Annotated in this window: 24 protein-coding genes; 20 read left to right on the top strand and 4 right to left on the bottom strand. The window is 65.2% G+C overall.

The annotated features are described in order from the left end of the window. Positions 1–84: 84 nt before the first annotated feature. From IWX77_RS11520 to IWX77_RS11480, 9 genes are all read left to right on the top strand, one after another. Entirely contained in the window at positions 85–963 is an 879-nt protein-coding gene (locus IWX77_RS11520; RefSeq protein WP_196844655.1) for a nitrilase-related carbon-nitrogen hydrolase, read from the top strand. 77 nt (positions 964–1,040) lie between these two features. Further along, positions 1,041–2,459, top strand: coding sequence for a dihydropyrimidinase (gene hydA / locus IWX77_RS11515; RefSeq protein WP_196844654.1), 1,419 nt, complete (start codon positions 1,041–1,043; stop codon positions 2,457–2,459). A 9-nt stretch (positions 2,460–2,468) separates the two neighbouring features. Continuing rightward, a complete protein-coding gene (locus IWX77_RS11510) occupies positions 2,469–3,485 on the top strand; it encodes a TIGR03842 family LLM class F420-dependent oxidoreductase (protein ID WP_196844653.1) in 1,017 nt (338 codons plus the stop codon). A 27-nt stretch (positions 3,486–3,512) separates the two neighbouring features. Then, positions 3,513–4,424 carry an ABC transporter permease gene (locus IWX77_RS11505; RefSeq protein WP_196844652.1) on the top strand — a complete coding sequence of 304 codons (912 nt, stop codon included), beginning with the start codon at positions 3,513–3,515 and terminating at the stop codon, positions 4,422–4,424. Next, positions 4,421–5,284, top strand: coding sequence for an ABC transporter ATP-binding protein (locus tag IWX77_RS11500; RefSeq protein WP_196844651.1), 864 nt, complete (start codon positions 4,421–4,423; stop codon positions 5,282–5,284). Before IWX77_RS11505 ends, IWX77_RS11500 begins: the two co-directional genes overlap by 4 nt. An 11-nt stretch (positions 5,285–5,295) precedes the next feature. Next, positions 5,296–6,063: an ABC transporter permease gene (locus IWX77_RS11495; RefSeq protein WP_196844650.1), complete on the top strand. Its 768-nt coding sequence runs from the start codon at positions 5,296–5,298 to the stop codon at positions 6,061–6,063. A gap of 70 nt (positions 6,064–6,133) precedes the next feature. Next, the gene (locus tag IWX77_RS11490) at positions 6,134–7,285 is read left to right on the top strand and encodes an ABC transporter substrate-binding protein (RefSeq protein WP_196844649.1); all 1,152 of its coding nucleotides are present in this window, start codon (positions 6,134–6,136) and stop codon (positions 7,283–7,285) included. A 124-nt stretch (positions 7,286–7,409) separates the two neighbouring features. After that, positions 7,410–8,747 (top strand): aspartate aminotransferase family protein, encoded by a 1,338-nt coding sequence (locus IWX77_RS11485; RefSeq protein ID WP_297413456.1) that lies wholly within the window; start codon positions 7,410–7,412, stop codon positions 8,745–8,747. Positions 8,748–8,776: 29 nt separating this feature from the next. After that, positions 8,777–10,285: a CoA-acylating methylmalonate-semialdehyde dehydrogenase gene (locus IWX77_RS11480; RefSeq protein ID WP_196844648.1), complete on the top strand. Its 1,509-nt coding sequence runs from the start codon at positions 8,777–8,779 to the stop codon at positions 10,283–10,285. 72 nt (positions 10,286–10,357) lie between these two features. Here IWX77_RS11480 and IWX77_RS11475 read toward each other — a convergent pair whose 3' ends face one another. Continuing rightward, positions 10,358–11,272 carry a LysR family transcriptional regulator gene (locus IWX77_RS11475; RefSeq protein ID WP_196844647.1) on the bottom strand — a complete coding sequence of 305 codons (915 nt, stop codon included), beginning with the start codon at positions 11,270–11,272 and terminating at the stop codon, positions 10,358–10,360. A 63-nt stretch (positions 11,273–11,335) separates the two neighbouring features. Between IWX77_RS11475 and IWX77_RS11470 the strand changes: the two genes are divergently transcribed. The 3 genes from IWX77_RS11470 (at position 11,336) to IWX77_RS11460 (ending at position 12,928) form a co-directional block, all read left to right on the top strand. Further along, complete coding sequence (locus tag IWX77_RS11470) at positions 11,336–11,524, top strand: hypothetical protein (protein WP_196844646.1); 189 nt, start codon at positions 11,336–11,338, stop codon at positions 11,522–11,524. Between the two features lie 220 nt (positions 11,525–11,744). Continuing rightward, positions 11,745–12,293: an orotate phosphoribosyltransferase gene (pyrE, locus tag IWX77_RS11465; RefSeq protein WP_196844645.1), complete on the top strand. Its 549-nt coding sequence runs from the start codon at positions 11,745–11,747 to the stop codon at positions 12,291–12,293. Positions 12,294–12,352: 59 nt separating this feature from the next. Beyond that, positions 12,353–12,928, top strand: a complete 576-nt coding sequence (locus IWX77_RS11460) for a hypothetical protein (RefSeq protein ID WP_196844644.1) — start codon at positions 12,353–12,355, stop codon at positions 12,926–12,928. Between the two features lie 81 nt (positions 12,929–13,009). On the opposite strand, the gene IWX77_RS11455 is transcribed toward IWX77_RS11460, so the two are convergent. Next, positions 13,010–13,810 (bottom strand): HAD-IIA family hydrolase, encoded by an 801-nt coding sequence (locus IWX77_RS11455; RefSeq protein WP_196844643.1) that lies wholly within the window; start codon positions 13,808–13,810, stop codon positions 13,010–13,012. A 760-nt stretch (positions 13,811–14,570) separates the two neighbouring features. Between IWX77_RS11455 and IWX77_RS11450 the strand changes: the two genes are divergently transcribed. From IWX77_RS11450 to IWX77_RS11440, 3 genes are all read left to right on the top strand, one after another. Then, on the top strand, positions 14,571–14,714 hold the full coding sequence (locus IWX77_RS11450) for a hypothetical protein (RefSeq protein WP_196844642.1): 144 nt from the start codon (positions 14,571–14,573) through the stop codon (positions 14,712–14,714). Between the two features lie 432 nt (positions 14,715–15,146). Next, positions 15,147–16,598, top strand: coding sequence for a glycosyltransferase family 2 protein (locus IWX77_RS11445; RefSeq protein ID WP_196844641.1), 1,452 nt, complete (start codon positions 15,147–15,149; stop codon positions 16,596–16,598). Beyond that, positions 16,598–16,888 (top strand): hypothetical protein, encoded by a 291-nt coding sequence (locus IWX77_RS11440; protein ID WP_196844640.1) that lies wholly within the window; start codon positions 16,598–16,600, stop codon positions 16,886–16,888. Before IWX77_RS11445 ends, IWX77_RS11440 begins: the two co-directional genes overlap by 1 nt. A 461-nt stretch (positions 16,889–17,349) precedes the next feature. Here the strand turns inward: IWX77_RS11440 and IWX77_RS11435 are convergent, their stop codons facing one another. Then, a complete protein-coding gene (locus IWX77_RS11435) occupies positions 17,350–18,000 on the bottom strand; it encodes a metal-dependent transcriptional regulator (protein ID WP_196844639.1) in 651 nt (216 codons plus the stop codon). 21 nt (positions 18,001–18,021) lie between these two features. After that, the gene (locus IWX77_RS11430; RefSeq protein ID WP_196844638.1) at positions 18,022–19,293 is read right to left on the bottom strand and encodes an Nramp family divalent metal transporter; all 1,272 of its coding nucleotides are present in this window, start codon (positions 19,291–19,293) and stop codon (positions 18,022–18,024) included. 74 nt (positions 19,294–19,367) lie between these two features. Here IWX77_RS11430 and IWX77_RS11425 point away from each other — a divergent pair, with 74 nt between their 5' ends. From IWX77_RS11425 to IWX77_RS11405, 5 genes are all read left to right on the top strand, one after another. Continuing rightward, entirely contained in the window at positions 19,368–20,009 is a 642-nt protein-coding gene (locus IWX77_RS11425) for a TrmH family RNA methyltransferase (protein WP_196844637.1), read from the top strand. Between the two features lie 73 nt (positions 20,010–20,082). Beyond that, positions 20,083–20,451, top strand: coding sequence for a nuclear transport factor 2 family protein (locus tag IWX77_RS11420; protein WP_196844636.1), 369 nt, complete (start codon positions 20,083–20,085; stop codon positions 20,449–20,451). Positions 20,452–20,517: 66 nt separating this feature from the next. Beyond that, positions 20,518–21,003, top strand: coding sequence for a DUF3151 domain-containing protein (locus IWX77_RS11415; RefSeq protein ID WP_196844635.1), 486 nt, complete (start codon positions 20,518–20,520; stop codon positions 21,001–21,003). Beyond that, positions 21,004–22,290 (top strand): adenylosuccinate synthase, encoded by a 1,287-nt coding sequence (locus IWX77_RS11410; protein ID WP_196844634.1) that lies wholly within the window; start codon positions 21,004–21,006, stop codon positions 22,288–22,290. Between the two features lie 97 nt (positions 22,291–22,387). Beyond that, positions 22,388–23,203: a GNAT family N-acetyltransferase gene (locus IWX77_RS11405; RefSeq protein ID WP_327012182.1), complete on the top strand. Its 816-nt coding sequence runs from the start codon at positions 22,388–22,390 to the stop codon at positions 23,201–23,203. Positions 23,204–23,288: the final 85 nt, after the last annotated feature.

Raw genomic sequence — 23,288 nt, 5'->3', positions numbered from 1 at the left:
GCCCGACAATGGCCAGGGCAGACCGGTTTTTCACCGACAGCCGGTTGATTCCTTGGCTAACTCACAGTAAGTGGAAGGCACAGCATGAGTACGGTTCCCACTAACACCAACAGCAGCCACGTCGTTCGAACCGCTATCACCCAAGCCACCTGGACCGGCGACGAAGAATCCATGATTCACAAGCACGAGGGCTTCGTGCGCGCCGCAGCCGCTCAGGGCGTGCAGGTGATCTGCTTTCAGGAACTCTTTCACGGACCGTATTTCGGCATCGTGCAAGACGCCAAATACTACGACTATGCGCAGGCCGTGCCCGGCCCGATCGTCGAACGGTTTCAGAAGCTCGCCGCCGAGTACAAGATGGTCATCGTCGTGCCGATGTACGAAGAAGAACAGCCCGGCGTGCTGTACAACACCGCCGCGGTCATCGACGCCGACGGAACCTACCTCGGTAAGTACCGCAAGCATCACATCCCCCATCTGCCGCAATTCTGGGAAAAGTTCTACTTTCGCCCCGGCAACACCGACTACCCGGTCTTCGACACCACGTACGGCAAGATCGGCGTCTACATCTGCTACGACCGGCACTTTCCCGAGGGCTGGCGCGCGCTCGGCCTGAACGGCGCCGAGATCGTGTTCAACCCCTCGGCCACCAAACCCGGCCTGTCCAACCGCCTGTGGGAGCTCGAGCAGCCGGCCGCCGCGGTCGCCAACCAGTATTACGTCGGCGCGAACAACCGCATCGGTAACGAAAAAGCCGAATTCGGCGACGAGGCCGTGACGTTCTACGGCAGTTCCTATTTCGTCGACCCCAAGGGCAACTACGTGGGCGAAGTCGCCTCGACCGACAGCGAGGAGATTCTCGTGCGCGACCTCGACCTCGGCGTAATTCGCGAGGTACGCAACTCCTGGCAGTTCTACCGCGACCGTCGCCCCGACTCCTACGAGACCCTCGTCGCGCCCTAACAGGTCGCGCCCTAACAGCTCAGGCACGGGTTCGGCAGCATCCGCTACCCCCGGACAATTTCAGTGAAGAGGATGCCATGAAGACTTTGATCAAGAACGGCACCGTGGTCAACGCCACGGGTCGAGGGCTCGCCGACGTGCTCATCGACGGCGAAAAAATCGCGGCGGTGCTCGCACCCGGCTCGAATCTGCTCGGCTTCGATGTGGCGGGCAATGTTGACCGCGTCATCGACGCCGGCGGCAAGTACGTCATTCCCGGGGGCATCGACGCCCACACCCACATGGAGATGCCCTTCGGTGGTACCGAGGCCAGCGACACCTTCGAAACCGGCACCCGCGCGGCTGCCTGGGGCGGCACCACGAGCATTGTCGACTTCGTCGTGCAGTATGCCGGCGAGGACGTGCTCGAACGCTACGCCGCCTGGCAGCAGAAGGCCGCCGGCCAGTGTGCCATCGACTACGGCTTTCACCAGATCCTCTCCGATGTGCAAGACAGCTCGCTCACCGCGATGGACGAACTCATCGACGAAGGAGTCTCGAGTTTCAAACTGTTCATGGCCTACAAAGGCGTATTCCTCAGCGACGACGGCCAGATCGTCAAGGCCATGCAGCGCGCGGCCATGAACGGCAGCATGATCATGATGCACGCCGAAAACGGCAGCGTCATCGACCTACTCGTGCAGCAGGCGGTCGCCGCCGGCAACACGAGCCCGCTCTACCACGGACTCACCCGCCCGTGGCAGGCCGAAGAAGAGGCCACCCATCGGGCGATCATGCTCGCCAATCTCACCGGTGCACCCCTCTATATCGTGCATGTTTCGGCCAAGCAGGCCGTGCACCAGATTGCCGAGGCTCGAGACAACGGCCAGAACGTTTTCGGTGAGACCTGCCCGCAGTACCTCTATCTCTCGCTCGAGGACAACCTGGGCGCCCCCGGCTTCGAGGGCGCCAAGTGGGTCTGCTCGACGCCGCTGCGTGCGAAGGCTGAGGGTCACCAGCACCACATGTGGCAGAGCTTGCGCACGAACGACATTCAGATGGTCTCCACCGACCACTGCCCGTTCTGCATGAAGGGCCAGAAAGACATGGGCCTGACCGACTTCTCGAAGATTCCCAATGGTATCGGCTCGGTCGAACACCGCATGGACCTGCTCTACCAGGGTGTTGTCGACGGCAAGATCTCGCTCGAACGCTGGGTCGAGGTGTGCTCCACGACCCCGGCGCGCATGTTCGGCATGTACGGCCAGAAGGGCGTCATCCAGCCCGGCGCCGACGGCGACGTCGTGATCTACGACCCGAACGGGCACACCTCGATCGGGCTCGATAAGACCCATCACATGAACATGGACTACTCCGCCTGGGAGGGCTACGAGATCGACGGCCACGTCGACACCGTCATCTCCCGCGGCAAGGTCGTCGTCGACGACAACGCCTACCTCGGCGCCAAGGGTGACGGTCGCTTCATTAAGCGCGGCCTCAGCCAGTACCTGATCTAAGGGGATGGCATGGATTTCGGAGCAGTACTACAAACCAACCCGCCGTCGGCGCGCACCGTGCAACTGGCCAAACTGGCCGAGGCGCACGGGTTCAGCCACGTCTGGACCTTCGACTCGCACCTGCTTTGGCAGGAACCCTATGTGATCTACAGCCGCATCCTGGCCGAGACCAGCAAGATTATCGTCGGCCCCATGGTCACCAACCCGGCCACCCGCGACTGGACCGTGACGGCGTCGACCTACGCGACCCTGAACGAGATGTACGGCAACCGCACCATCTGCGGCATCGGTCGTGGCGACTCGGCGGTGCGCACCACCAACGGGGCGCCGAGCAACCTCAAGACCCTGCGCGAGTCGGTGCACGTCATTAGGGAACTGGCCAACTCTCGCTCCGTGGAATACAACGGCGCGACCGTGCAGTTTCCGTGGAGCACGGGGTCGACTCTCGACGTCTGGGTCGCCGCCTACGGCCCGCTCGCGCTCAAACTCGCCGGCGAAGTCGGGGACGGATTCATTCTGCAAATGGCCGACCTCGACGTCGCCGAATGGATGATCAACACCGTGCGCACCGCAGCCTCGAACGCCGGCCGCGACCCGGCATCGATCAAGTTCTGTGTCGCCGCGCCCATGTATATCGGCAACGACTGGGAGCACATGCGCGACCAGTGCCGCTGGTTCGGTGGCATGGTCGGCAACCACGTCGCCGACATCGTCGCCAAGTACGGCACGGATTCACAGGTGCCCAAAGCACTCACCGATTACATCAAGGGCCGTGAGGGCTACGACTACAACCAGCACGGCAAGGCCGGTAACGAGCATGCCGCGTTCGTGCCCGACGATATCGTCGACCGCTTCTGCCTGCTCGGCACTGCCAAAGACCACGTCGACAAGCTCGAGGCGCTCAAAGCACTCGGCGTCGACCAGTTCGCCGGCTACCTGCAGCACGACAATAAAGAAGAAACGCTGCGCGTCTATGGCGACACGATCATCCCGGCCATGGCCGAGCACGTCACGGCCACGAAGTAGCCACCGCCAGATGAACGGACGCCCCGCATGACCCCGTTGTCGCCGCCACTCCCGGAGCGGTTCGGCCTGCCTGCCCGCTGGCGGGGCGCGGTCTTCGGCGTTCTGGGCGTCGTGGTGCTCGCCCTGCTCTGGGAACTCTACACAGTGCTCGGGCCCGAGGATGGCGTCGTCATCGGCACCCTCACCGTGTTGCCCCGCACCAGCGACCTCGCCATGCCGCACCTGGCGACGATGTTTGCGCGCATCTTCGAACCGGTCACGGGCGCGGCGAGTGCTCGGCCGCTGTGGCAGGCCGTCGCGGCGGGGTCGCTGTTCACCCTCGGGATCGCCAGCGTCGGCTGGCTGGTTGGGGTCATCGTTGGCCTGGCGCTCGCCCTGCTCCTGCAGCGCTTTCGGCTGGCCGAGTCGGCGATTCTGCCGTGGATCATTTTGAGCCAGACCGTTCCCCTCATCGCCATCGCCCCGCTCGTGCGGCGCTGGGGCGCGCAGCTTCAGTTCGGCGAATTCACCTGGGAGAGCTGGATGTCGGTGGCACTGATCGCCTCCTACCTCGCGTTCTTCCCGGTGTCGATCGGCGCCCTGCGCGGACTTGGCTCGCCCGACGCCAACCACGTCGACCTCATGCACTGCTACGCGGTCGGCTGGTGGAAGACCCTGTGGCGGCTGCGCCTGCCGGCCAGTGTCGGCTACCTGCTGCCTGCGCTGCGGCTCGCCGCGGTCAGCGCCGTGGTCGGCAGCGTGGTCGCCGAGGTCTCCATCGGGCTGCGTGGCGGTATCGGCCGCCTGATCGTCGAGTACGCCGGTTCGGCCGGTGGCGACCCGGGAAAACCCTGGGCTCCCATCTTCGGGTCGATCCTGGTCGGCCTGGTCGCCGCCGGCTTCGTGGGCCTGATCGGCCTGTTCCTTCGTCGTTTTCGCAGGGGAGAGGTCTCGATATGACCGGCAGAAGCACGATCGACAGCACGATTAGCCCCGCCGGTAACAGTTCCGCCGTTGACGTGCGCGGCGTCAGCCGCATTTTCGCCGCCCGCAGGGGTCCTGGCGTCACCGCCCTCGACGACGTGAGCCTCGTGGTCGCGCCCGGCGAATTCGTCTCCCTGATCGGGCCGAGCGGCTGCGGCAAGAGCACCCTGCTGCGCCTCATCGCCGACCTCGACACACCGACTGCCGGCAGCGTAGAGGTCTTCGGCAAGCCGGCCAGGCAGGCCCGTATCGACCAGGACTACGGCATCGCGTTTCAGCAGGCCGGGCTGCTGCCGTGGCGCACCGTCGCCGGCAACATCGAGTTACCGCTCGAACTGCACGGTGTGGGCAAGGCGGCGCGGCGGGCACGGGCAGCCGAACTGATCGAACTGGTGGGCCTGGCCGACTTCGCCGGCCACTACCCCGACCAGCTCTCCGGCGGTATGCAGCAACGCGTCGCGATCGCTCGTTCCCTCGCCGAGAGCCCGAGCCTCCTGCTCATGGACGAACCGTTCGGCGCCCTCGACGAGATGACCCGTGAGCGGATGCAGAATGAGCTCGTGCGCATCTGCGCCGAAACCGAGGCGGCGGTCGTGTTCGTGACCCATTCCATTCCCGAGGCCGTTTTTCTCTCCAACCGTGTCGTCGTCATGTCACCGCGCCCCGGCCGCATCCGCTCGGTCGTCACCGTCGGACTTGGCGACAGGAGCCGCCGCGGCGAAGACCTGCGCGAAGATGAGGGCTTCTTTCAGGCGCTCAGCCAGGTGCGCGACCTGCTGCGCGGCGATGAGGCCGCGAGCACGCCGCAGGGTGCGCAGGGGGTGGAGACCCGATGAGAGGCAGCCCGATGAGAGGCAGCCCGCCGCGTCTGTTGCAGACGGTGCTCGCACCGATCGTCTTCGGCGTGGTCGTGGTGCTGCTCTGGCAGGCTGTTGTTACAGGGCTCGCGATCAAGGCGTTCATTCTGCCTGCCCCCCTCGCGATCGGCGCCGAATTCGGCTCCAACCTGCAGAACGTCGCCAACGGCATGGCGGTTACCGGGCGAAACGCCCTCGTCGGCCTGCTGATCGGGGCTGTCCTGGGCATCCTGCTGGCGATCCTGTCAGCCCTGGCCCGGGTCTTCGATGACATGGCCGCGCCCGTGGTCGGTGCCCTCTCGGTCGTGCCGATCGTCGCCCTCGCCCCGGTGCTGTACACCATGTTTGGGGCCGGAGCCGAGACCGCGCGGCAGCTCGTCGCAGCGCTCGCCGTGTTCGTGCCGGTGTACTTCACTACCCTCAAGGGCCTGCGCCAGGTGCGCCCGGTGCACCGCGACCTCATGCGCTCCTACGCCGTCTCAAGCGCCCAGGCGACCCGGGCGGTGACCCTCCCAACGGCGCTGCCGTTCGTGTTCACCGGGCTGCGCATCGCGTCGTCGCTCGCGGTCATCTCGGCGCTCATTGCCGAGTACTTCGGTGGTCCGGTCGGCGGTCTCGGCAAGTCCATCACCTCGGCGGCGGCGAGCAGCAATTATGGTCTGGCCTGGGCTTACGTGCTCGGCTCGATCATCCTCGGACTGGTGTTTTTCTGCGCGGCGCTCGGTGTCGAGAAGCTGGTCAGCAGGCGCACCGGCTAGGAAGCGCCGCCTAGACGTTCCATCGGCAGCAGCACCACCTTTCTCTGCATCAGCAATCAAGGAGGCAAACATGAAACACCGCACCACACGACTCGGCACCATCGCAACAGTCGCCGCGCTCGGCGCGCTGGTTCTCAGCGGATGCAGCACCTCCGGCGGCACAGGTGGCATGACCGACGCCGCTTCGGCCGGGCTCACCCCGATCACCCTGCAACTGCAGTGGGTAGCGCAGGCCCAGTTCGCGGGCTACTACGCCGCGGTCGACCAGGGCTATTACAAAGACGAAGGCCTCGACGTCACCATCGAAGAAGGTGGCCCCGACATCGTTCCGCAAGACGTGCTCGCGGCCGGCGACGTCGACTACGCCATCTCCTGGGTGCCCAAGGTGCTCGGCTCGATCGAACAGGGTGCCAACATCACCGACGTCGCGCAGATCTTCGAGCGCAGCGCCACCACGCAGATCTCCTTCACAAACAAGGACATCACCACGGCCGCCGACCTCACTGGCAAGAACGTGGGTAGCTGGGGCTTCGGCAACGAATGGGAGCTTTTCGCGGGCATGCAGCAGGCCGGTGTCGAGGTCGGCGATATCTCGCTGATTCAGCAAGCCTTCGACATGAACGCGTTCCTCTCGGGTGACATCGATGCGGCGCAGGCAATGACCTACAACGAGTACGCGCAGGTGCTGGAGACCGAAAACCCCGACACCGGTGAGCTCTACCAGCCCGAGGACCTCAACGTCATCGACTGGAACGACGAGGGCACCGCGATGCTCCAGGACGCCATCTGGGCCAACGCCGACAAGCTGGCGAGCGACCCGGACTACGCCGACAACACCGTGAAATTCATCAAGGCTTCGATCCGCGGCTGGATCTACGCGGCGAACAACGCCGAAGAGGCCGCCGGCATTGTTACCGCGGCCGGCTCCTCGCTCGGCCAGAGCCACCAGCTGTGGATGACCAACGAGGTCAGCAAGCTGATCTTTCCGTCCACCAACGGCGTCGGCCTGATCGACGAAGCCGCCTGGGCGAACACTGTCGATATTGCGATGAACACCAAGAACGAGACCGGAGCGACCATCATCACTGCAGAACCTCCGGCAACCGCGTTCTCGAACGAATACGTACAGAAAGCTCTCGACGAGCTGACCGCCGACGGTGTCGACGTGATGGGTGCCGATTGGGCCCCGATCGATGTCACCCTGAATAAGGGCGGCAACTAGCCGCACCGCCTGGCTCGCGACCGATTGGCTGGCCGGGCGGCGGTATCCGCTACCCGGTCACTCCACAATTTACCTAACGCACGACCTCTTCACCAGTACATCTAAACCGAAAGAAGCGATATTTGTGAACGACACCACGTTAGTAGGCACCGCGCAACTCGGACTGAACGAGAGCACCACCGAGCTCGATCGCGCGCACGTCTTCCACTCATGGTCTGCACAGGCGGCGTTGACGCCGCTCGTGGTCGCCGGCGGCCTCGGCTGTCGGGTGTGGGATCACGATGGGCGCAGCTACCTCGATTTCTCGAGTCAGCTGGTGAACGTGAATATCGGCCACCAGCATCCGGCCGTTATCAAGGCGATCACCGAACAAGCCCACACCCTGACCACCATTGCGCCGTCGACGGCCAACCTGTCCCGCGGCGAGGCGGCACGGCGCATCACCGACCGTGCCCCCGAGGGGTTCAACAAGGTCTTCTTCACCAATGGTGGAGCGGATGCGAATGAGAACGCCATCAGAATGGCCCGATTGCACACCGGTCGCGACAAGGTGTTCTCGCTGTACAAGTCGTACCACGGCAACACCGGTTCGGCGATCGTCGCGACCGGCGACTGGCGCCGCATCCCCAACGAATATGCTCGCGGACACGTGCACTTCTTCGGCCCGTACCTCTACCGCAGCGAATTCTGGGCGACCAGCGAGGCCGAGGAGTGCGCCCGCGCGCTGCACCACCTCGAACGCGTCATTCAGGGCGAGGGCGTGTCGTCTGTTGCCGCCATTCTGCTCGAGTCGATTCCCGGCACCGCCGGCATCATGATGCCGCCGGCCGGCTACCTGCCCGGCGTGCGCGCCCTCTGCGACAAGTACGGCATCGTGCTCATCCTCGACGAGGTCATGTGCGGCTTCGGCCGCACCGGCAACTGGTTCGCGTTCCAGGCCTACGACGTCGTGCCCGACCTGATCACCTTCGCCAAGGGCGTCAACTCCGGCTATGTGCCCACCGGGGGCGTGATCATCTCCGATGCCATTGCGGCGACCTTCGACGAGACCGTCTTTCCCGGCGGACTCACCTACAGCGGGCATCCGCTTGCCATGGCGTCGATCGTCGGCGCGCTCGATGCAATGCAGAGCGAGGGCATCGTCGAGAACGCCGCCCGCATCGGCCGCGACGTGCTCGAGCCGGGGCTTAAAGCACTGCAGGCCAAGCACCCGATCATCGGCGAGGTTCGCGGTGTCGGGGTGTTCTGGGCGGTTGAACTCGTCGCCGACCCCGAGACCCGTGAACCGGTGAGCGCCGCCGTCATGGCGCGCGTGAAGGCCGAGCTGCTCGGCCGCAACCTGCTGCCGTTCCTTATGGAAAACCGCATCCACGTGGTGCCCCCGTGTGTCGTTACCGACGCCGAGGTCGCCGAAGCCCTCGCCATCTACGACGAAGTGCTCAGCCTCGACCTGCTCTCCTAACCAACGGACCAACGAAAGGTTTCATCAGAATGACTGTCACCACCGCAGTATCGCTCCTCACTCACTGGGTCGACGGGGCACCGTTCGCCGGCACCTCCACCCGCACCTCCCCGGTGTACAACCCGGCTACCGGGCTCGTGACCAAGAACCTCACCCTGGCCACAGCAGCCGATCTCGACGCTGCCGTCGCGATCGCCCAGGCCGCGTTCCCCGAGTGGCGCGACACCAGCCAGGCCAAGCGCCAGACCATCATGTACAACTTTCGCGAGCTGCTCAATGCGCGCAAGGGTGACCTGGCTGACATCCTCACCGCCGAACACGGCAAGGTGACCTCGGATGCCCTCGGCGAGATCATTCGCGGGCTCGAGGTCGTCGAATTCGCCCTCGGCATGCCGCACCTGTCAAAGGGTGACTACTCCGAAAACGTCTCGACCGGCGTCGATGTCTACACGCTGCGTCAGCCGCTCGGCGTCGTCGGCATCATTAGCCCGTTCAACTTTCCGGCGATGGTTCCGCTGTGGTACTTTCCGATCGCGATTGCCGCCGGCAACACCGTCGTGCTCAAGCCGAGCGAGAAAGACCCATCGGCCGCTAACTGGCTCGCCGAGTTGTTCGCTGAGGCCGGCCTGCCCGCCGGCGTGTTCAACGTCGTCCACGGCGACAAAGAAGCCGTCGACGCTCTGCTGGTCAACCCCGATGTGCAGGCAATCTCGTTCGTCGGGTCGACTCCCATCGCCCGTTACATCTACGAAACAGCAGCCAAGCACGGCAAGCGTGTGCAGGCACTCGGCGGGGCCAAGAACCACATGCTCGTGCTGCCCGACGCTGACCTCGACCTGACAGCGGATGCCGCGGTCAACGCCGGATTCGGATCAGCCGGCGAGCGGTGCATGGCCATCAGCGTGATCGTCGCGGTTGAGCCCGTCGCCGATGAGCTCATCAAGAAGATCACCGAGCGTATGAGCGGCCTCAAGGTCGGCGACGGCACCCGCGGCTGCGACATGGGCCCGCTCATCACCGAGGTGCACCGCGACAAGGTGGCAAGCTACATCGACATCGCCACGGCGGATGGCGCCACCGTTGTGGTTGACGGTCGCGGCATCGAAGTCGACGGCGCTGCCGACGGTTTCTGGCTCGGGCCCACCCTGTTCGACAACGTCAGCGTTGATTCGGCCGTCTACATCGACGAGATCTTCGGCCCGGTGCTCTCCATAGTGCGCGTCGACAGCTACACCGAGGGCCTCGACCTCATCAACGCGAGCCCGTACGGCAACGGCACGGCGATCTTCACCAACGACGGCGGCGCCGCTCGCCGGTTCCAGAACGAGGTGCAGGTCGGTATGGTGGGCATCAACGTGCCGATCCCCGTTCCGGTGGCATACCACTCCTTCGGTGGCTGGAAGAACTCCCTGTTCGGTGACGCGAAGGCCTACGGTCCGGCCGGCATCAACTTCTTCACCCGCGAGAAGGCCGTGACGAGTCGTTGGCTCGACCCGAGCCACGGCGGCATCAACCTCGGGTTCCCGCAGAACCAGTAGGTTCAAACCGCGAGAGCGGGTAAACGGTTGCTTGTGCATGGTCGAGGCAACCGTGTGCTCGCTCTCGCGGCCCTATGGCTCGGTGTGGGATTGCTGTACCCGCGCAGCTTCGGCTTGGAGTTCCTCTATGACGGTGCGCACGGCAAGGCGTTCGGCGCGGTCAGGGCGCATGAGCGCAACGATCTGCCGCTCCGATTCGATGCCGCGCAGCGGTTTGAGCACGAGGCGGCCGGGCTGGCCGCCGCCGGAGGTGTAGCGCGGCACGAGCGCGATACCGAGCCCGGCAATCACGAACGATTCGATCAGGGCGAGGTCGGCGAAGCGCTGCGACATCGACAGGCGTGCACCGGCCTCCTGTTCGATCGCGTGCAGAATACGCTCGAACGGATAGCCGTCGGTCACGCCGATCCAGGTCTCCCCGACGAGATCGCGCGGGCCGACCCAGACGCGATCGGCGAGCGGATGCCCCACCGGCAGCCCCACATCGAGCGGCTCCGTCATGAGCGGAACGACCGTGAGGCCCCGGCCGGCCCAGGACAGCTGCCCGCTCATCGAGTGGGCAAGCACGATGTCGTACTCGGCCGTGAACGCGGGGAAGTCGCTCAGTTCGGGGTCTTCGTCGGCGCAGTTGAGCACGAGGTCGGCGCCGAGTTTCTTGATGACGCCGGGCAGCAGCATCTGGCCGGCGGTGGGAAAGGTGACGAGGCTCACTTCGCCGCTGGCCTGGTTGCGAAATTCGTCCCAGAGTGCGGTGGCCTTCGCGAGCGACACCGCGACATCCGTTGCACTGCGGGCCAGGGCGCGGCCCGCGTCGGTGAGTACGAGGCCGCGACCCTGCCGCTGGGTGAGGGGCAGGCCGGCTTCTCGTTCGAGCACCTTGAGCTGCTGGGAGACGGCCGAGGGGGTGCGGTGGGTGGCGAGGGCGACCGCCGTGACGCTACCGCGATCGGCGAGTTCGCGGAGGAGTTCGAGTCGCTGCACGTCCATGTAGAAAATCTACACGATGTATGCAGAACAATGCGATTGTGCTGCACGGTTGGGAGTGGTCAGATGGAAGAGTCATACACGAGCAATGTCGCCTCCGTGCCGGGCCACCCCACCTCCTTCGAAAGGCATCTCGTGTTCGTCCTCATCGCCATCCTGCTCGTCTCTGTTGCTTCTATCGCCGCCCTCGTCGTCGAGGTGCATCGCGATGGCTACCGTCAGACCGAGCGTCAGAACCTGGTTCGCATCTTCTAGCTCCTGCCCTCTCCTTCGCGCGATACCGGGTGGGATAGCGGGAACAGGCTCACCTGCTCCTCGCTGGAACATTCGGGTTTTTCGGGGACCACCGCGAAAAGTGCGCGGCGCCCACCCCGGAACACTCGCCGCCCCCGCCTACAACCCCGCCCCCGCCTCAGGCTCTCGCGACATTTGGCGGCCGGGGTGAGCGGCGTGGGCATGCCCTAAACTGGCAACCGTGACTGATACACGGCAGCAACTCATCGACTTCATCTCGGCCGAGGCCGTTTTTCACGGAGACTTCGTTCTCACCAGTGGCAAGAAGGCCACGTATTACGTGGACCTGCGCCGGGTGAGCCTCGATCACCGGGTTGCCCCGCTGATCGGCCAGGTCATGCTGGACCTTATTAAAAACGTGCCCGATGTCGTTGCTGTTGGCGGTATGACCATGGGCGCCGACCCGATCGCTGCCGCCGTCATGCACCAGGGCGCCGCCCGCGGCGCGAGCTACGACGCGTTCGTCGTGCGCAAGGAGCCAAAGGACCACGGCCGCGGCCGCCAGGTCGAGGGCCCCGACCTCGTCGGCAAGCGCGTGATCGTGCTCGAAGACACCTCGACGACCGGCGGATCCCCGCTCGCCGCCATCGAAGCCCTGCTCAGAGTCGGCGCCGAGATCGCCGGCGTCGCCGTCGTGGTCGACCGCAACACCGGCGCCCGCGAAGTGATCGAGGCCGCCGGCTACCCGTACTTCGCCGCGATCACCCTTGGGGACCTGGGGCTCAACTAGTGGCACCAGACGGCACCGCGGTGGTGAGCCGTCACCGATCAGGGCGCGGCGCTCCCGGAGTGACCCAGGCCGCCCTGATCTGGGCGGCCGTCGGGCTGCTCGCGCTCATCGTGCTCGTGGGGCTGTTCTATCTCGGCCAGCGACTCGTGGCCAGCCCGGTGCCGGTCGCTCCGCCCACTACCTCGGCGTCGGCCATCCCGACTCCGACCCCCACGCCTACCCCAGCGGCGGAGATTACTGCCGTGCAGCCCTCCGGTCTGCACGAGTGGAACACCCTGTTCGGTGGCGAGTGCCTCGAACCGTATGCCTCGGCGTGGGAGGAAGACTTCACAGTCGTCGATTGCGCCGCCGCGCACACCGCCCAGCTGGTCTACCGCGGCGACTTCGGCGGCGACGCGACCACGGTGTTTCCGGGCGAGGCCGCACTCGCCGCCCAGATAAACCTGCTGTGCACGACACCCGGCATCCTCGACCTGACCACGGCGGGCGCCTACCCGAACCTCCAGATGCAGGGCAGCTACCCGATCACCGAAGAACAGTGGACCGACGGCCCGCGCAACTACTACTGCTTCGTGAGCCGAGCCTCGGCCGAACCGCTCACCGCGAGCATCAGGGGTGCCGGCCCCGCCGCATGACCTCAGACGGACCCACAACAATGTGGGGGGTGCCGCCTCGTACGCCGCGCGTGCGGCTTTCGGCCGCGCGAGCGCGGCGAGCTAGATCTCGTCGCTCTCGATCGGTTCGGCGGCGAGTAACTCGTGCACACCGGCCACGATTTCGTCGGGGCGAAATGGGTAGCGATTGATCTCGGTCTCGTCGCTGATGCCGGTCAGCACCAGAATCGTGTGCAGCCCTGCCTCGATGCCCGCGACGATGTCGGTATCCATCCGGTCGCCGATCATGCCGGTGTTCTCCGAGTGTGCGCCGATCTTGTTCATCGCCGAGCGGAACATCATCGGGTTGGGCTTGCCGACGACATAGGGCGCCATGCCGGTGGCCTTCGAGATCAGCGCCGAAATCGCGCCGGTCGCCGGCGTCGGGCCGTCTTTGCTCGGCCCGGTCGCATCCGGATTCGTCGCGATGAACCGCGCCCCGGCCAAAATAAGTCGAATCGCCTTGGTGATCGCTTCAAAGGAATAGTTGCGCGTCTCGCCGACGACAACGTAGTCGGGGTTGGTCTCGGTCATGATGAACCCGGCCTCGTGCAGCGCGGTCGTGATGCCGACCTCACCGATCACGAAGGCGGTGCCGCCGGAGACCTGTGACTTCAGAAAGTCCGCCGTTGCGAGCGCCGAGGTCCAGATGCGGTCCTCGGGCACGCTCAGCCCGCTTGAGCGCAGCCGTGCACTCAGGTCACGCGGCGTGAAAATTGAGTTATTGGTGAGCACGAGAAATGGTGTGCCGGAGTCGGTCCACTGTTGCAACAGTTCTGCCGCCCCCGGGAGGGCCTGGTTCTCGTGCACGAGCACACCGTCCATGTCGGTGAGCCAGCATTCGATTTCGTCGCGTCGTGCCATCAGGCGCTCCTGTTCGTTGTGGGTTCCAGCCTAGCCGCGCGAAGTTTCGCCACGGTGACAAGATGCCTGACTCGGTGAGTATGCGATGAACGCGCACACTGAGAGGAGTACGGAGCGTCAGGGGGCACTCGCTGAATTTTTCTGGTGGCGCGGTTGAGGCGAACGTGATGTCAGCTGGCGCGCTGGCAATGTTGAGTACTCGGGCTCTTGGGCTGGCGAGCCTTCCTGATAGGCGGGCGGCATGGCGGGTCGTCTTCGAGGCGGATGCCGGTATTGCAGCGGCAGGAAAAGAGAAGAGCGTTTCGACGGGGTGGCCTGCGTGTCCCTCGATCTCTGCCTGTGTCGGGGATAGGTGGTCATCCGGTTCAGCCGCCCGGTCAGCGATTGCGCCGCTTTGGGCAACGCGTCAGGTCGGGTTGCCCCGGCCGGAAGGAAACGGCCCGGACGTGTGCAGGTAGGAGCTGGGCTTTGATCGCATCCAAAACTGAGGGTGCTTTTTGGTGTTCGTGCGCACACACCAGGGGGGTGCCCGCCATCAATACCCGCCATCAATACCCGCCATCAATAGCCCCGGGTTCGCCAGGACGGCATCTCTGGTCGCTTGATCATCCGGTCGCGAATGACGCTGATGACCCGGCGTTCTCCGTGGTGCGGCGAAGCTGACGTCTTCCCACATGTTTAGTGCGTTCTAAGGATTTCGAGGCTGAGAAGGTGCGGAACCCGCCGGTTCCGTGGCCACGGCACCGGTAACGACTGGTACATGAGGCGTTGGCACGACGTCGACCACATTTTTCAAGCTTGGCTACTCGCGTGGACCGTTGTCGTCGCACTACTTTGCGGCGACCTGATTGCCATTCATGTCATCCCTGTAGCAGTTGTCGCCGCGTTGATGATCGGCACCTAGCCCCGTCAACAGCGCAAAACAGCACACGGTCAGTACTGGAACAGTCGCCCCTTTTTGGCGATTGGATCAATTGACCCGCATATCGAGACAGAGAACAGCTGACGCATCCGCAGGATCGGTACGTAGCGGAACAGTGGTTGGCGCTCAGCGCTGGGTTTGGTGCTGGATAGGTGGCGGAAGATGGTGGCGCGGGAGTGGTTGCGTCCCTGCGGGTGACGCGCTCCCAGTCGACGGATGCCATTCGACGGATGCCAGTCTCCGCAGCCCCGCGTATTGGCAGGAGCCCCGCGCAGCGGCACGGCACGGCACGCCGCCAGCGACCCGACTGAACGTCCTCGGCACCGTGGGCCTTGACCGGGTCGTCCGCAGAAGAAATTGCACAGTTTTTCCCCAGTTTGAGTGCCTACTGTTAGCGCACCTAGGGGAGTATTGATGTTCAATCGTACGGTGGGGTTGGTCGTGGCCGCGATGGTGACCGGGGGCGCCGCCCTGCTCTGGATCGCTGTCAGCGTGGATACGCCGGAGGCCGGCCGGGTGCTGGGCGAGGAGATGTTCGGCATCTGGACCTTCCTCTACTCCCTAGATACACCCGCCCCTCGCGTGATCGTGGCGGCGATCGCCGTGGCGGTATTCTTCGCCGCGGGCCTCAACCTGCTGGAATGGCGCGTGACTAACCGGTCGCGCCGGTCCTCGAACGCCGCCAGGACTCCGCTTGCTCCCAAGATTGTGATGGCGGCGACACGGCATGTCTTCGCCGGCCCGGTGTCGTTCACCGTTCTAATTCCCGCCTACAACGAGGAGGCATCGCTGCCAGCCACCCTGACCTCGCTCTTGACCCAGTCTCACCGGCCGGAGCGGGTCATCGTGGTCGCTGACAATTGCACCGACAACACCGCGTCCATCGCCCGCAGCTTCGGCCTTGAGGTCTACGAGACTCAGGGCAACACCCAGAAGAAGGCTGGCGCGCTCAACCAGGTGCTCTCTATCATCCTCCCCGATCAGGGCGACAACGACATCATTATGGTGCTTGACGCGGACACGACACTGGACGCCGGCTTTCTTAAGAGCGGGGTCGCTCGCTTCGAGGGCGACCGGGCACTGATGGCGATCGGGGGTCTGTTCTACGGGGAACCCGGCGCGGGACTGCTCGGCCAGATGCAGCGCAACGAATATGTCCGTTACTCCTCACAATTGAATCGCCGCCGCGGCAAGGTGTTCGTGCTCACCGGAACAGCGTCGATGTTCCGGTCCCGGGCGCTGCGCGAGGTCGCGCGCAATCGCGGCGGCAGCATCCCGGGCACAGGGGGTGACGTTTACGACACCCACGCTCTGACCGAGGACAACGAGCTCACCATTGCGCTGAAGACGCTCGGCGCGCTCATCACCTCCCCGGCCGCGTGCACAGTGGTCACCGAGGTGATGCCCACCCTGCGCGCCCTGTGGGTGCAACGCCTGCGCTGGCAGCGCGGAGCCCTGGAGAACATCGGTGCCTACGGCATTACGCCGCCGACCCTGCGGTATTGGGCACAGCAACTCGGGATCGGGTACAGCGTCATCGCCCTGACCTCGTTCCTCTCCCTCATTCTGATCACCCTGCTCGCCCTGGATGTGTGGATCTGGTTCCCGTTCTGGCTGGGCCTGGGCGCCGTCTTCATGACCGAACGTGTGGTGTCGGCCTGGAACGGCGGTTGGCCGGCGCGGCTGCTGGCCGTGACCGTGGTACCGGAGCTGCTCTTCGACATGTTCCTCAACCTTGTCTACATCAAGGGGATCATCGACATCACCCGCGGCCGACAGGGCTCCTGGGGCCCCGGTGCTGACGCCCAGCCCGCCGTTGCCGGCGGGGAGCTACCTGACCGGAGCCAGATGTCGGGTGCGAGCTGATGCTGTTACCGGCGGGGATCCTGTTTCCCGAGTCGGTGCTGCAGTCCCCGTTCATCTCCGTTCTCGCTGCCTTCGTGGCGGTGAACACGGTCATATACGCGACGCTCGCGATCGCCAAGCTCGTGCCCATGGTGCGCCTCGGCGACCTCTTTCCCGGCCGTCCGCGCCGCTCCGAGACGCGCAGTATCTTTCCGCACTCCGTCCGCGCTGATGGCGCCCGGCAAGCACGGTTGCGCTGGACCAGACGCGGGGCACCGCGACCGGACTCGCGCGGCGTGCGCGAGATGTAGTTCCCACGCGGGTTGTGTGCAGGGCCGCTGAGCCGGGGCTCAGCGGGCTCATTCAAATCCTCCGACTTGGCGAAGGGACCTTCCGTGCTGAGCAGGATGGGCATGTGGTGGTCGGCACGCTCGCTCCACCAGATGCCTGACCCGGTGGCTTCGTCGAGAACACCCAACAACAAGACGGCGAGGCACCCGCCGGGCGGGGTGGTGGCGAAGTGTTTGGCTGAGCATGCCTCCCGTGGCTTCCCCGACGAGAGGGGGCAGGCCCGCCGCAACCTGCCGATAATCGCGGCCGTGGCATCCGCCCGCCGAAGGTGGCCGACGCTGTGGTATTCGGGAGCCTCCTCGACAACGCTGGTGCCGGCTCGAGAACCGATTCCCCAGGCTGCTGGCTTCGGTTTGACCACGATTAAGATCCGAGAAGATCCAGAGCGCGGATGAGCATGTGTGACGACATTTTGAACAATTCAGGCCGAGACGGTGACCCAGATCGACGCTGCCGCAGCCGGTGTGACCAGCCGGCTCTGGCCATCCGCTAACACGATGGTGAGTGGCGCCGCGAGGGTGAAGTCGGTGCCGGGCCCGATCAGATCGGCGGCGAGCTCGCGCAGCACGGCCGGGTCACGGTCGCTGATGCGCAGCACGGTTGCCCGGTGCCCCACCGTGGCCGCCGCCAACAGCATCGCCGGCGGCCGAACCACGGTTCCATCGGCGGCCGGAATCGGATCGCCGTGCGGATCGTGCGCCGGAAACCCGAGCCGGGCGTTGATGGCCTCGAGCAGGCGATCCGAAATGGAGTGCTCGAGAATCTCGGCCTCGTCGTGCACCTGATCCCAGTCGTAGCCCATGTCGCCGACCAACCAGGTCTCGATCAGGCGATGCCGCCGCACGACGGCGGTCGCGCGCAGCCGGCCGGCATCCGTCAGCGCCAGCGGCCCATACGGTATGTGGGTGATGAGCCCGTTCGCGGCGAGCTTTTTGACCATTTCGGTCACGGATGACGGTGCCACGCCGAGTCGCACCGCGAGCGCCGACGGGGTGATCAGGTCGCTCTGCCACTCGGTGTGGGAATAGATGGTCTTGAGGTAATCCTCGGCCGCGCCTGTCGTGTACGTCATATCTGTTTCAGGGTAGCCGGGTCAGGCGCCGGTGAACACGAGCACGAGCAGTACGACGTTGAGCGCGACCAGGGCCAGCGCGCAGATGACGCCCGCGGCGGTCGTGAACCACCGGTTGGTGAAGGTGCCGAGCAGGCCACGCTGGGCGGTGAGCCAGACCAGCGGAATCAGCGCGAACGGAATGCCGAACGACAGCACCACTTGGCTGAGCACGAGGGCCTGGGTCGGGTCGAATCCCACGCCGAGAATGAACAGTGCCGGAATCAGCGTGACCAGTCGGCGCAGCAGCAACGGAATGCGCACGTGCAACAGGCCGTGCATGATCTCGGCCCCGGCATACGCACCGACCGAGGTCGAGGCGAGGCCCGAGGCGAGCAGCCCAATGGCGAACGTTGTTGCGATCGCCAGTCCGAGCGTGTCCTTGAGCGCCGCGTAGGCACCCTGTAGGGTGTCGGTTCCGTCCACACCCTGCAAAGCGGATGCCGCGAGTAGCAGAATTGCCAGGTTCACCGTGCCGGCAATCGCCATGGCAATGGTGACGTCCCACTTCGTGGCCCAGAGCAGTCGGCGGGTGGCGACCACGCCCTGCCATTCCGGAAAGCGATCGCGGGTGAGCGAAGAATGCGCATAAATGGCGTGCGGCATGATCGTGGCCCCGAGAATCGAGGCGGCGAGGAGCACCGAGTTGGAGCCCTCGAACCGCGGCACCATTCCGGCGAGCACCCCGCCGGCCTCGGGCGGTGCGAAGAACACGCCGGCGGTGAATCCAACGGTGATGATGAGCATGAGGGCGATGATGACGCGTTCGAAAATGCGCGGTCCCCGGCGCGAATGCACCATGAGCACGATCATCGAGATGGTTCCGGTGATCACGCCGCCCCAGATGAGCGGCAGGTTGAACAAGAGGTTGAGGGCGACCGCCCCGCCGATGATCTCGGCGAGGTCGGTGGCCATCGCGACCAGTTCGGCCTGGATCCAATACAGCCGCCGGGCCGTGGGGCGTTTCATGCGCACCCCGAGAATCTCGGGCAGGCTCGCCCCGGTGACGATGCCGAGCTTGGCCGAGAGGTATTGGATGAGCCAGGCCATGACGTTCCCGGCCACGACCACCCAGACCAGCAGGTAGCCATAGCGGGCGCCGGCGGTCATGTTGCTCGCGACATTACCGGGGTCGAGGTAGGCGACCCCGGCGACGAGTGCCGGCCCGAGCAGCCAGAGCAGCCGGCTGGAGGCGACCGTGGTGGGAGCCTGCGAGAGCACGCGGTCGTGGACCGGGGCATCCGTTTTAGTCATACCGAAACCATAGCCAGAATTTAGGGGGACCGAAACCCCAATTTCGACCGCAAATTGCAGGATACGGTTAGGTAGTGACAGATCCAGCGCCAGCAGTAGATAACTCCACACCCGAGCGCTCGACCTACGGCGTCGGTCCGTGGCCGGGGGAGTGGCCGGGCGAGGACCGCTACGACGCTGACCTGCTCGAGCACGGCGACACCCGCAACGTGATCGACCGCTACCGCTACTGGAACATGGCCGCGATCGTGGCTGACCTGGACGAGCATCGACATCCGTTTCACGTGGCCATTGAGAACTGGCAGCACGACATGAATATCGGCTCGATCGTGCGCAGCGCCAACGCGTTCGGTGCCGACACCGTGCACATCATCGGCCGCCGACGGTGGAACAAGCGCGGCGCCATGGTCACCGACCGCTACCAGCACGTGCTGCACCACAACAATGTCGCCGCTTTCGTCGACTGGTGTGCCAATGAGTCGCTGCCCGTGATCGCGATCGATAACGTGCCGGGCAGCGTTATTATCGAAACCTTCAGCTTTCCGGAACGCTGCGTGCTTCTGTTCGGCCAGGAAGGCCCTGGATTGTCGGAGGAGGCCATTGCCGCCGCGGATTCCATCGTCGAAATCAGCCAGTTCGGTTCGACCCGGTCGATCAACGCCTCGGCCGCCGCGGCCGTGACCATGCATTCCTGGGTGGTCCAGCACCGGTTCTGACTTTTTTACGGTTTGAGCGCTCCTTCACGAATCTTTTCTGCATTCGGTTACGGTTTGGGGCTAGCGTGACGGTATGACTGCGATCACTGACGATCTTCCGGCCCGGCTCCTGCACGAGGAAAACGCCGGATGGCAGGCCATCCTGAGCGGCCACGGCGGCGCGTACTATCAGCGCGAAATGACCGACGACGGCCTGATGATCGTGCCCGGTGCGGTCATCACCCGCGATCAGGTCACCGCCTACTTTGACCAGGCGGCTCCGTGGGAGAGCTACGGCATTCACGAGCCCGCCATCATTCGCCTCGGCGAACATGCCGGCGTTGTCGTCTACCGGGCGATCGCCCGGCGCGGAGAGGTCGTGGCCGAGCTCAACATGTCGACGACGTACCTGTTCGTCAACGGTGGGTGGCGAGTCGCGGCCCGGCAGCAAAGCCCAGCCTGATTGGTCCCGTTTCGGGCTTCGGGCCCGGCGCTCGGGGCGACCGACCCGGGCTTGGTAGGATTGAGTGTGACCGGCGAAAATTTGATTTCAGAGCCCGAGACCCTTCTTCCCGCGGAACCGGAGGTGCTCGAGGCCCTGCGCCGAACCGTGAGGAGCGAGATCGCCGGCGTCGTGCGGGTGCATCCGACCTCATCGCTCGCCTGGGCCGAACTGGCAGATGCCACCCACGCCGAGGGTCGCATCCTCGAGTCGTACGCCTACGCCCGGGTCGGGTATCACCGCGGACTCGACGCCCTGCGCAAGGCCGGCTGGAGTGGCCACGGCCCCATTCCGTGGCACCACGAACCCAACCGCGGTGTGCTCCGCGCCCTGTTCGCACTGCGCCGCAGTGCCGAAGAGATCGGCGAGCCCGACGAAGTCTCCCGCCTCACGGCTTTTCTGACGGATGCCGATGCGAGCGCCATGTCGATTATCGCCACCCTGCACACCGGCAGCCCGGGTTTCGACCCAGCACCGCCCACCGAAGCCTTTGTTATTCGAGGAGAAGACTAAATGCCCGCGATCGTACTCATCGGAGCCCAGTGGGGCGACGAGGGCAAGGGTAAGGCCACGGACCTGCTCGGCAGTCGGGTTGACTACGTCGTCAAGTTCAATGGCGGCAACAACGCCGGACACACCGTCGTCGTCGGCGACGAGAAATATGCGCTGCACCTGCTGCCGTCGGGCATTCTGAGCCCCGGGGTCACCCCGGTCATCGCCAACGGCGTCGTCGTCGACGTCGAGGTGCTCTTTGAAGAGATCGATGCCCTCTCCGAGCGTGGAGTCGACGTCTCCCGGCTCAAGGTCAGCCTCAACGCGCACGTCATCACCGCGTACCACCGCACCCTCGACAAGGTCACCGAGCGTTTTCTCGGTAAGCGCCAGATCGGCACCACCGGGCGCGGCATCGGCCCGGCCTACGCCGACAAGATCAACCGTGTCGGCATCCGCGTGCAAGACCTGTTCGACGAGAACATTCTGCGCCAGAAGGTTGAGGGAGCCCTCGACCAGAAGAACCACATGCTGGTCAAGGTGTACAACCGCCGTGCCATCGAGGCCGAGGAGATCGTCACCGAGCTGCTCGGTTACGCCGAACGCCTGCGCCCGATGGTCACCGACACCGCGTTGCTGCTGCACCAGGCGCTGGACGCCGGCAAGACCGTGCTGTTCGAGGGCGGCCAGGCCACCATGCTCGACGTCGACCACGGCACCTACCCCTTCGTTACCTCATCGAACGCCACCTCGGGCGGCGCGGTGACCGGTTCCGGTATTGCCCCGAACCGCATCGACCGTGTCATCGGTGTGGTCAAGGCGTACACGACGCGCGTCGGCAGCGGCCCGTTCCCCACCGAACTCTTTGACGAGTCAGGTGAATACCTGCGTGCCAACGGCGTCGAGTTCGGCACGACCACGGGGCGCCCGCGCCGCTGCGGCTGGTACGACGCTCCGATCGCCCGCTACACCGCGCGCATCAACGGCGTCACCGACTTCGTGCTGACCAAGCTCGACGTGCTCACCGGTCTGGCCGAAATTCCGGTCTGCGTGGCCTACTCGGTCGACGGCGTGCGTGTCGAAGACGTGCCGGTCTCGCAGAGCGACTTTCACCACGCCGTTCCGATCTACGAAAACTTTCCCGGCTGGACCGAGGACATCACCGATGTTCGCACGTTCGAGGAGCTGCCGCACGCGGCGCAGAACTATGTGCTCGCCCTGGAGTCGATGAGCGGATCGCGCGTGTCGGCGATCGGTGTCGGCCCCGACCGCGAAGCCATCGTGGTGCGTCACGATCTGATCGACTGATCTGATCGACTGATCTGAATCACCGGCCGGGCCCCCAATGTGCCCGGCTCGCACATTTTGTGAACAATTCCTCACTTTGACCTGTCACACTAATCGAGTGAGCGCCGTAAGACCCCATTCCCTGACCCTGACCGGTCGTTTTGTGCAGTTACAACCGCTCGGTAGTGCGGTGCTGCCCGACCTTGCGCGCGCCATCGCACACCCCGACGTGTTCGCAGCCGGCTACGGCGGCGGCCCGGCCGCACTGCACCGTGATGTTGACGGCTTCATCAAGTGGGCGCACGACTACTTTCAGTGGGAAGGCCTGCCCTATGTGGTGCGACTGCTCGGCGGCCCAAACGACGGCGATGTCGTCGGCACGACCACGCTCGGCGACATCGATGTCGTCAACGAGTCGATCCACCTCGGCTGGACCGCGTACGATCCGCGCGTCTGGGGCACCGCCGTCAACGCCGAAACCAAACTGCTCGTACTCGGCACCGCCTTCGAGAACGGCTTCGGCCGGGTCAAAATTCAAGCGGATGCCATCAACACGCGTTCCCGCGCCACCATCCTCGGCATCGGCGCCACCTTCGAGGGCATCCTGCGCCGTGATCGTCCGCGCGCCGACGGCACCTGGCGGGACAGCGCCGTTTACTCGATCCTCGCCGACGAGTGGCCGGCCGTGCGCGCCGGGCTGCGGGCCCGCCTCGACGCATTCGAGGAGCGCTTCGTGACGTACCGGAGCCTGCGCCCGACGAGCCCGAGCGGTACCATCGTGGGTGGCGGCCCTCAGGGTGGCGGCCCTCAGGGTGATCGCCGTCCGTCCTCCGGGAGCGCGCCCCGGGCCCCGGGCGCAACGGGTACCACCGGAGCGGCGCCGGGCTCCGCAACGGACTCGGAGCGCAACGCCGGGGCCGACACCTCGCAGTAGGCGCCGCCAGGCATCTCGGCGCTTTCAGGCGTTGCGCTCCCGTGGGCCCGCACTCGGCAACGCCGCCTATAGGCTCGGAACGTGC

Origin of the sequence: Cryobacterium sp. CAN_C2, from assembly GCF_015751745.1 — a bacterium.
In the GTDB taxonomy this organism is placed as follows: Bacteria; Actinomycetota; Actinomycetes; order Actinomycetales; family Microbacteriaceae; genus Cryobacterium.
Note: the sequence above shows the minus strand (reverse complement) of the source record. Positions and strands in the feature narration are given on the sequence as shown.

What these genes read in the sequence shown, in the direction of transcription:
- IWX77_RS11520 (WP_196844655.1), top strand. Translation starts at nt 85, where the DNA reads ATGAGTACGGTTCCCACTAACACCAACAGCAGCCACGTCGTTCGAACC.
- hydA (WP_196844654.1), top strand. Translation starts at nt 1,041, where the DNA reads ATGAAGACTTTGATCAAGAACGGCACCGTGGTCAACGCCACGGGTCGA.
- IWX77_RS11510 (WP_196844653.1), top strand. Translation starts at nt 2,469, where the DNA reads ATGGATTTCGGAGCAGTACTACAAACCAACCCGCCGTCGGCGCGCACC.
- IWX77_RS11505 (WP_196844652.1), top strand. Translation starts at nt 3,513, where the DNA reads ATGACCCCGTTGTCGCCGCCACTCCCGGAGCGGTTCGGCCTGCCTGCC.
- IWX77_RS11500 (WP_196844651.1), top strand. Translation starts at nt 4,421, where the DNA reads ATGACCGGCAGAAGCACGATCGACAGCACGATTAGCCCCGCCGGTAAC.
- IWX77_RS11495 (WP_196844650.1), top strand. Translation starts at nt 5,296, where the DNA reads ATGAGAGGCAGCCCGCCGCGTCTGTTGCAGACGGTGCTCGCACCGATC.
- IWX77_RS11490 (WP_196844649.1), top strand. Translation starts at nt 6,134, where the DNA reads ATGAAACACCGCACCACACGACTCGGCACCATCGCAACAGTCGCCGCG.
- IWX77_RS11480 (WP_196844648.1), top strand. Translation starts at nt 8,777, where the DNA reads ATGACTGTCACCACCGCAGTATCGCTCCTCACTCACTGGGTCGACGGG.
- IWX77_RS11475 (WP_196844647.1), bottom strand. Translation starts at nt 11,272, where the DNA reads ATGGACGTGCAGCGACTCGAACTCCTCCGCGAACTCGCCGATCGCGGT.
- IWX77_RS11470 (WP_196844646.1), top strand. Translation starts at nt 11,336, where the DNA reads ATGGAAGAGTCATACACGAGCAATGTCGCCTCCGTGCCGGGCCACCCC.
- IWX77_RS11455 (WP_196844643.1), bottom strand. Translation starts at nt 13,810, where the DNA reads ATGGCACGACGCGACGAAATCGAATGCTGGCTCACCGACATGGACGGT.
- IWX77_RS11450 (WP_196844642.1), top strand. Translation starts at nt 14,571, where the DNA reads ATGAGGCGTTGGCACGACGTCGACCACATTTTTCAAGCTTGGCTACTC.
- IWX77_RS11445 (WP_196844641.1), top strand. Translation starts at nt 15,147, where the DNA reads ATGTTCAATCGTACGGTGGGGTTGGTCGTGGCCGCGATGGTGACCGGG.
- IWX77_RS11440 (WP_196844640.1), top strand. Translation starts at nt 16,598, where the DNA reads ATGCTGTTACCGGCGGGGATCCTGTTTCCCGAGTCGGTGCTGCAGTCC.
- IWX77_RS11435 (WP_196844639.1), bottom strand. Translation starts at nt 18,000, where the DNA reads ATGACGTACACGACAGGCGCGGCCGAGGATTACCTCAAGACCATCTAT.
- IWX77_RS11430 (WP_196844638.1), bottom strand. Translation starts at nt 19,293, where the DNA reads ATGACTAAAACGGATGCCCCGGTCCACGACCGCGTGCTCTCGCAGGCT.
- IWX77_RS11420 (WP_196844636.1), top strand. Translation starts at nt 20,083, where the DNA reads ATGACTGCGATCACTGACGATCTTCCGGCCCGGCTCCTGCACGAGGAA.
- IWX77_RS11410 (WP_196844634.1), top strand. Translation starts at nt 21,004, where the DNA reads ATGCCCGCGATCGTACTCATCGGAGCCCAGTGGGGCGACGAGGGCAAG.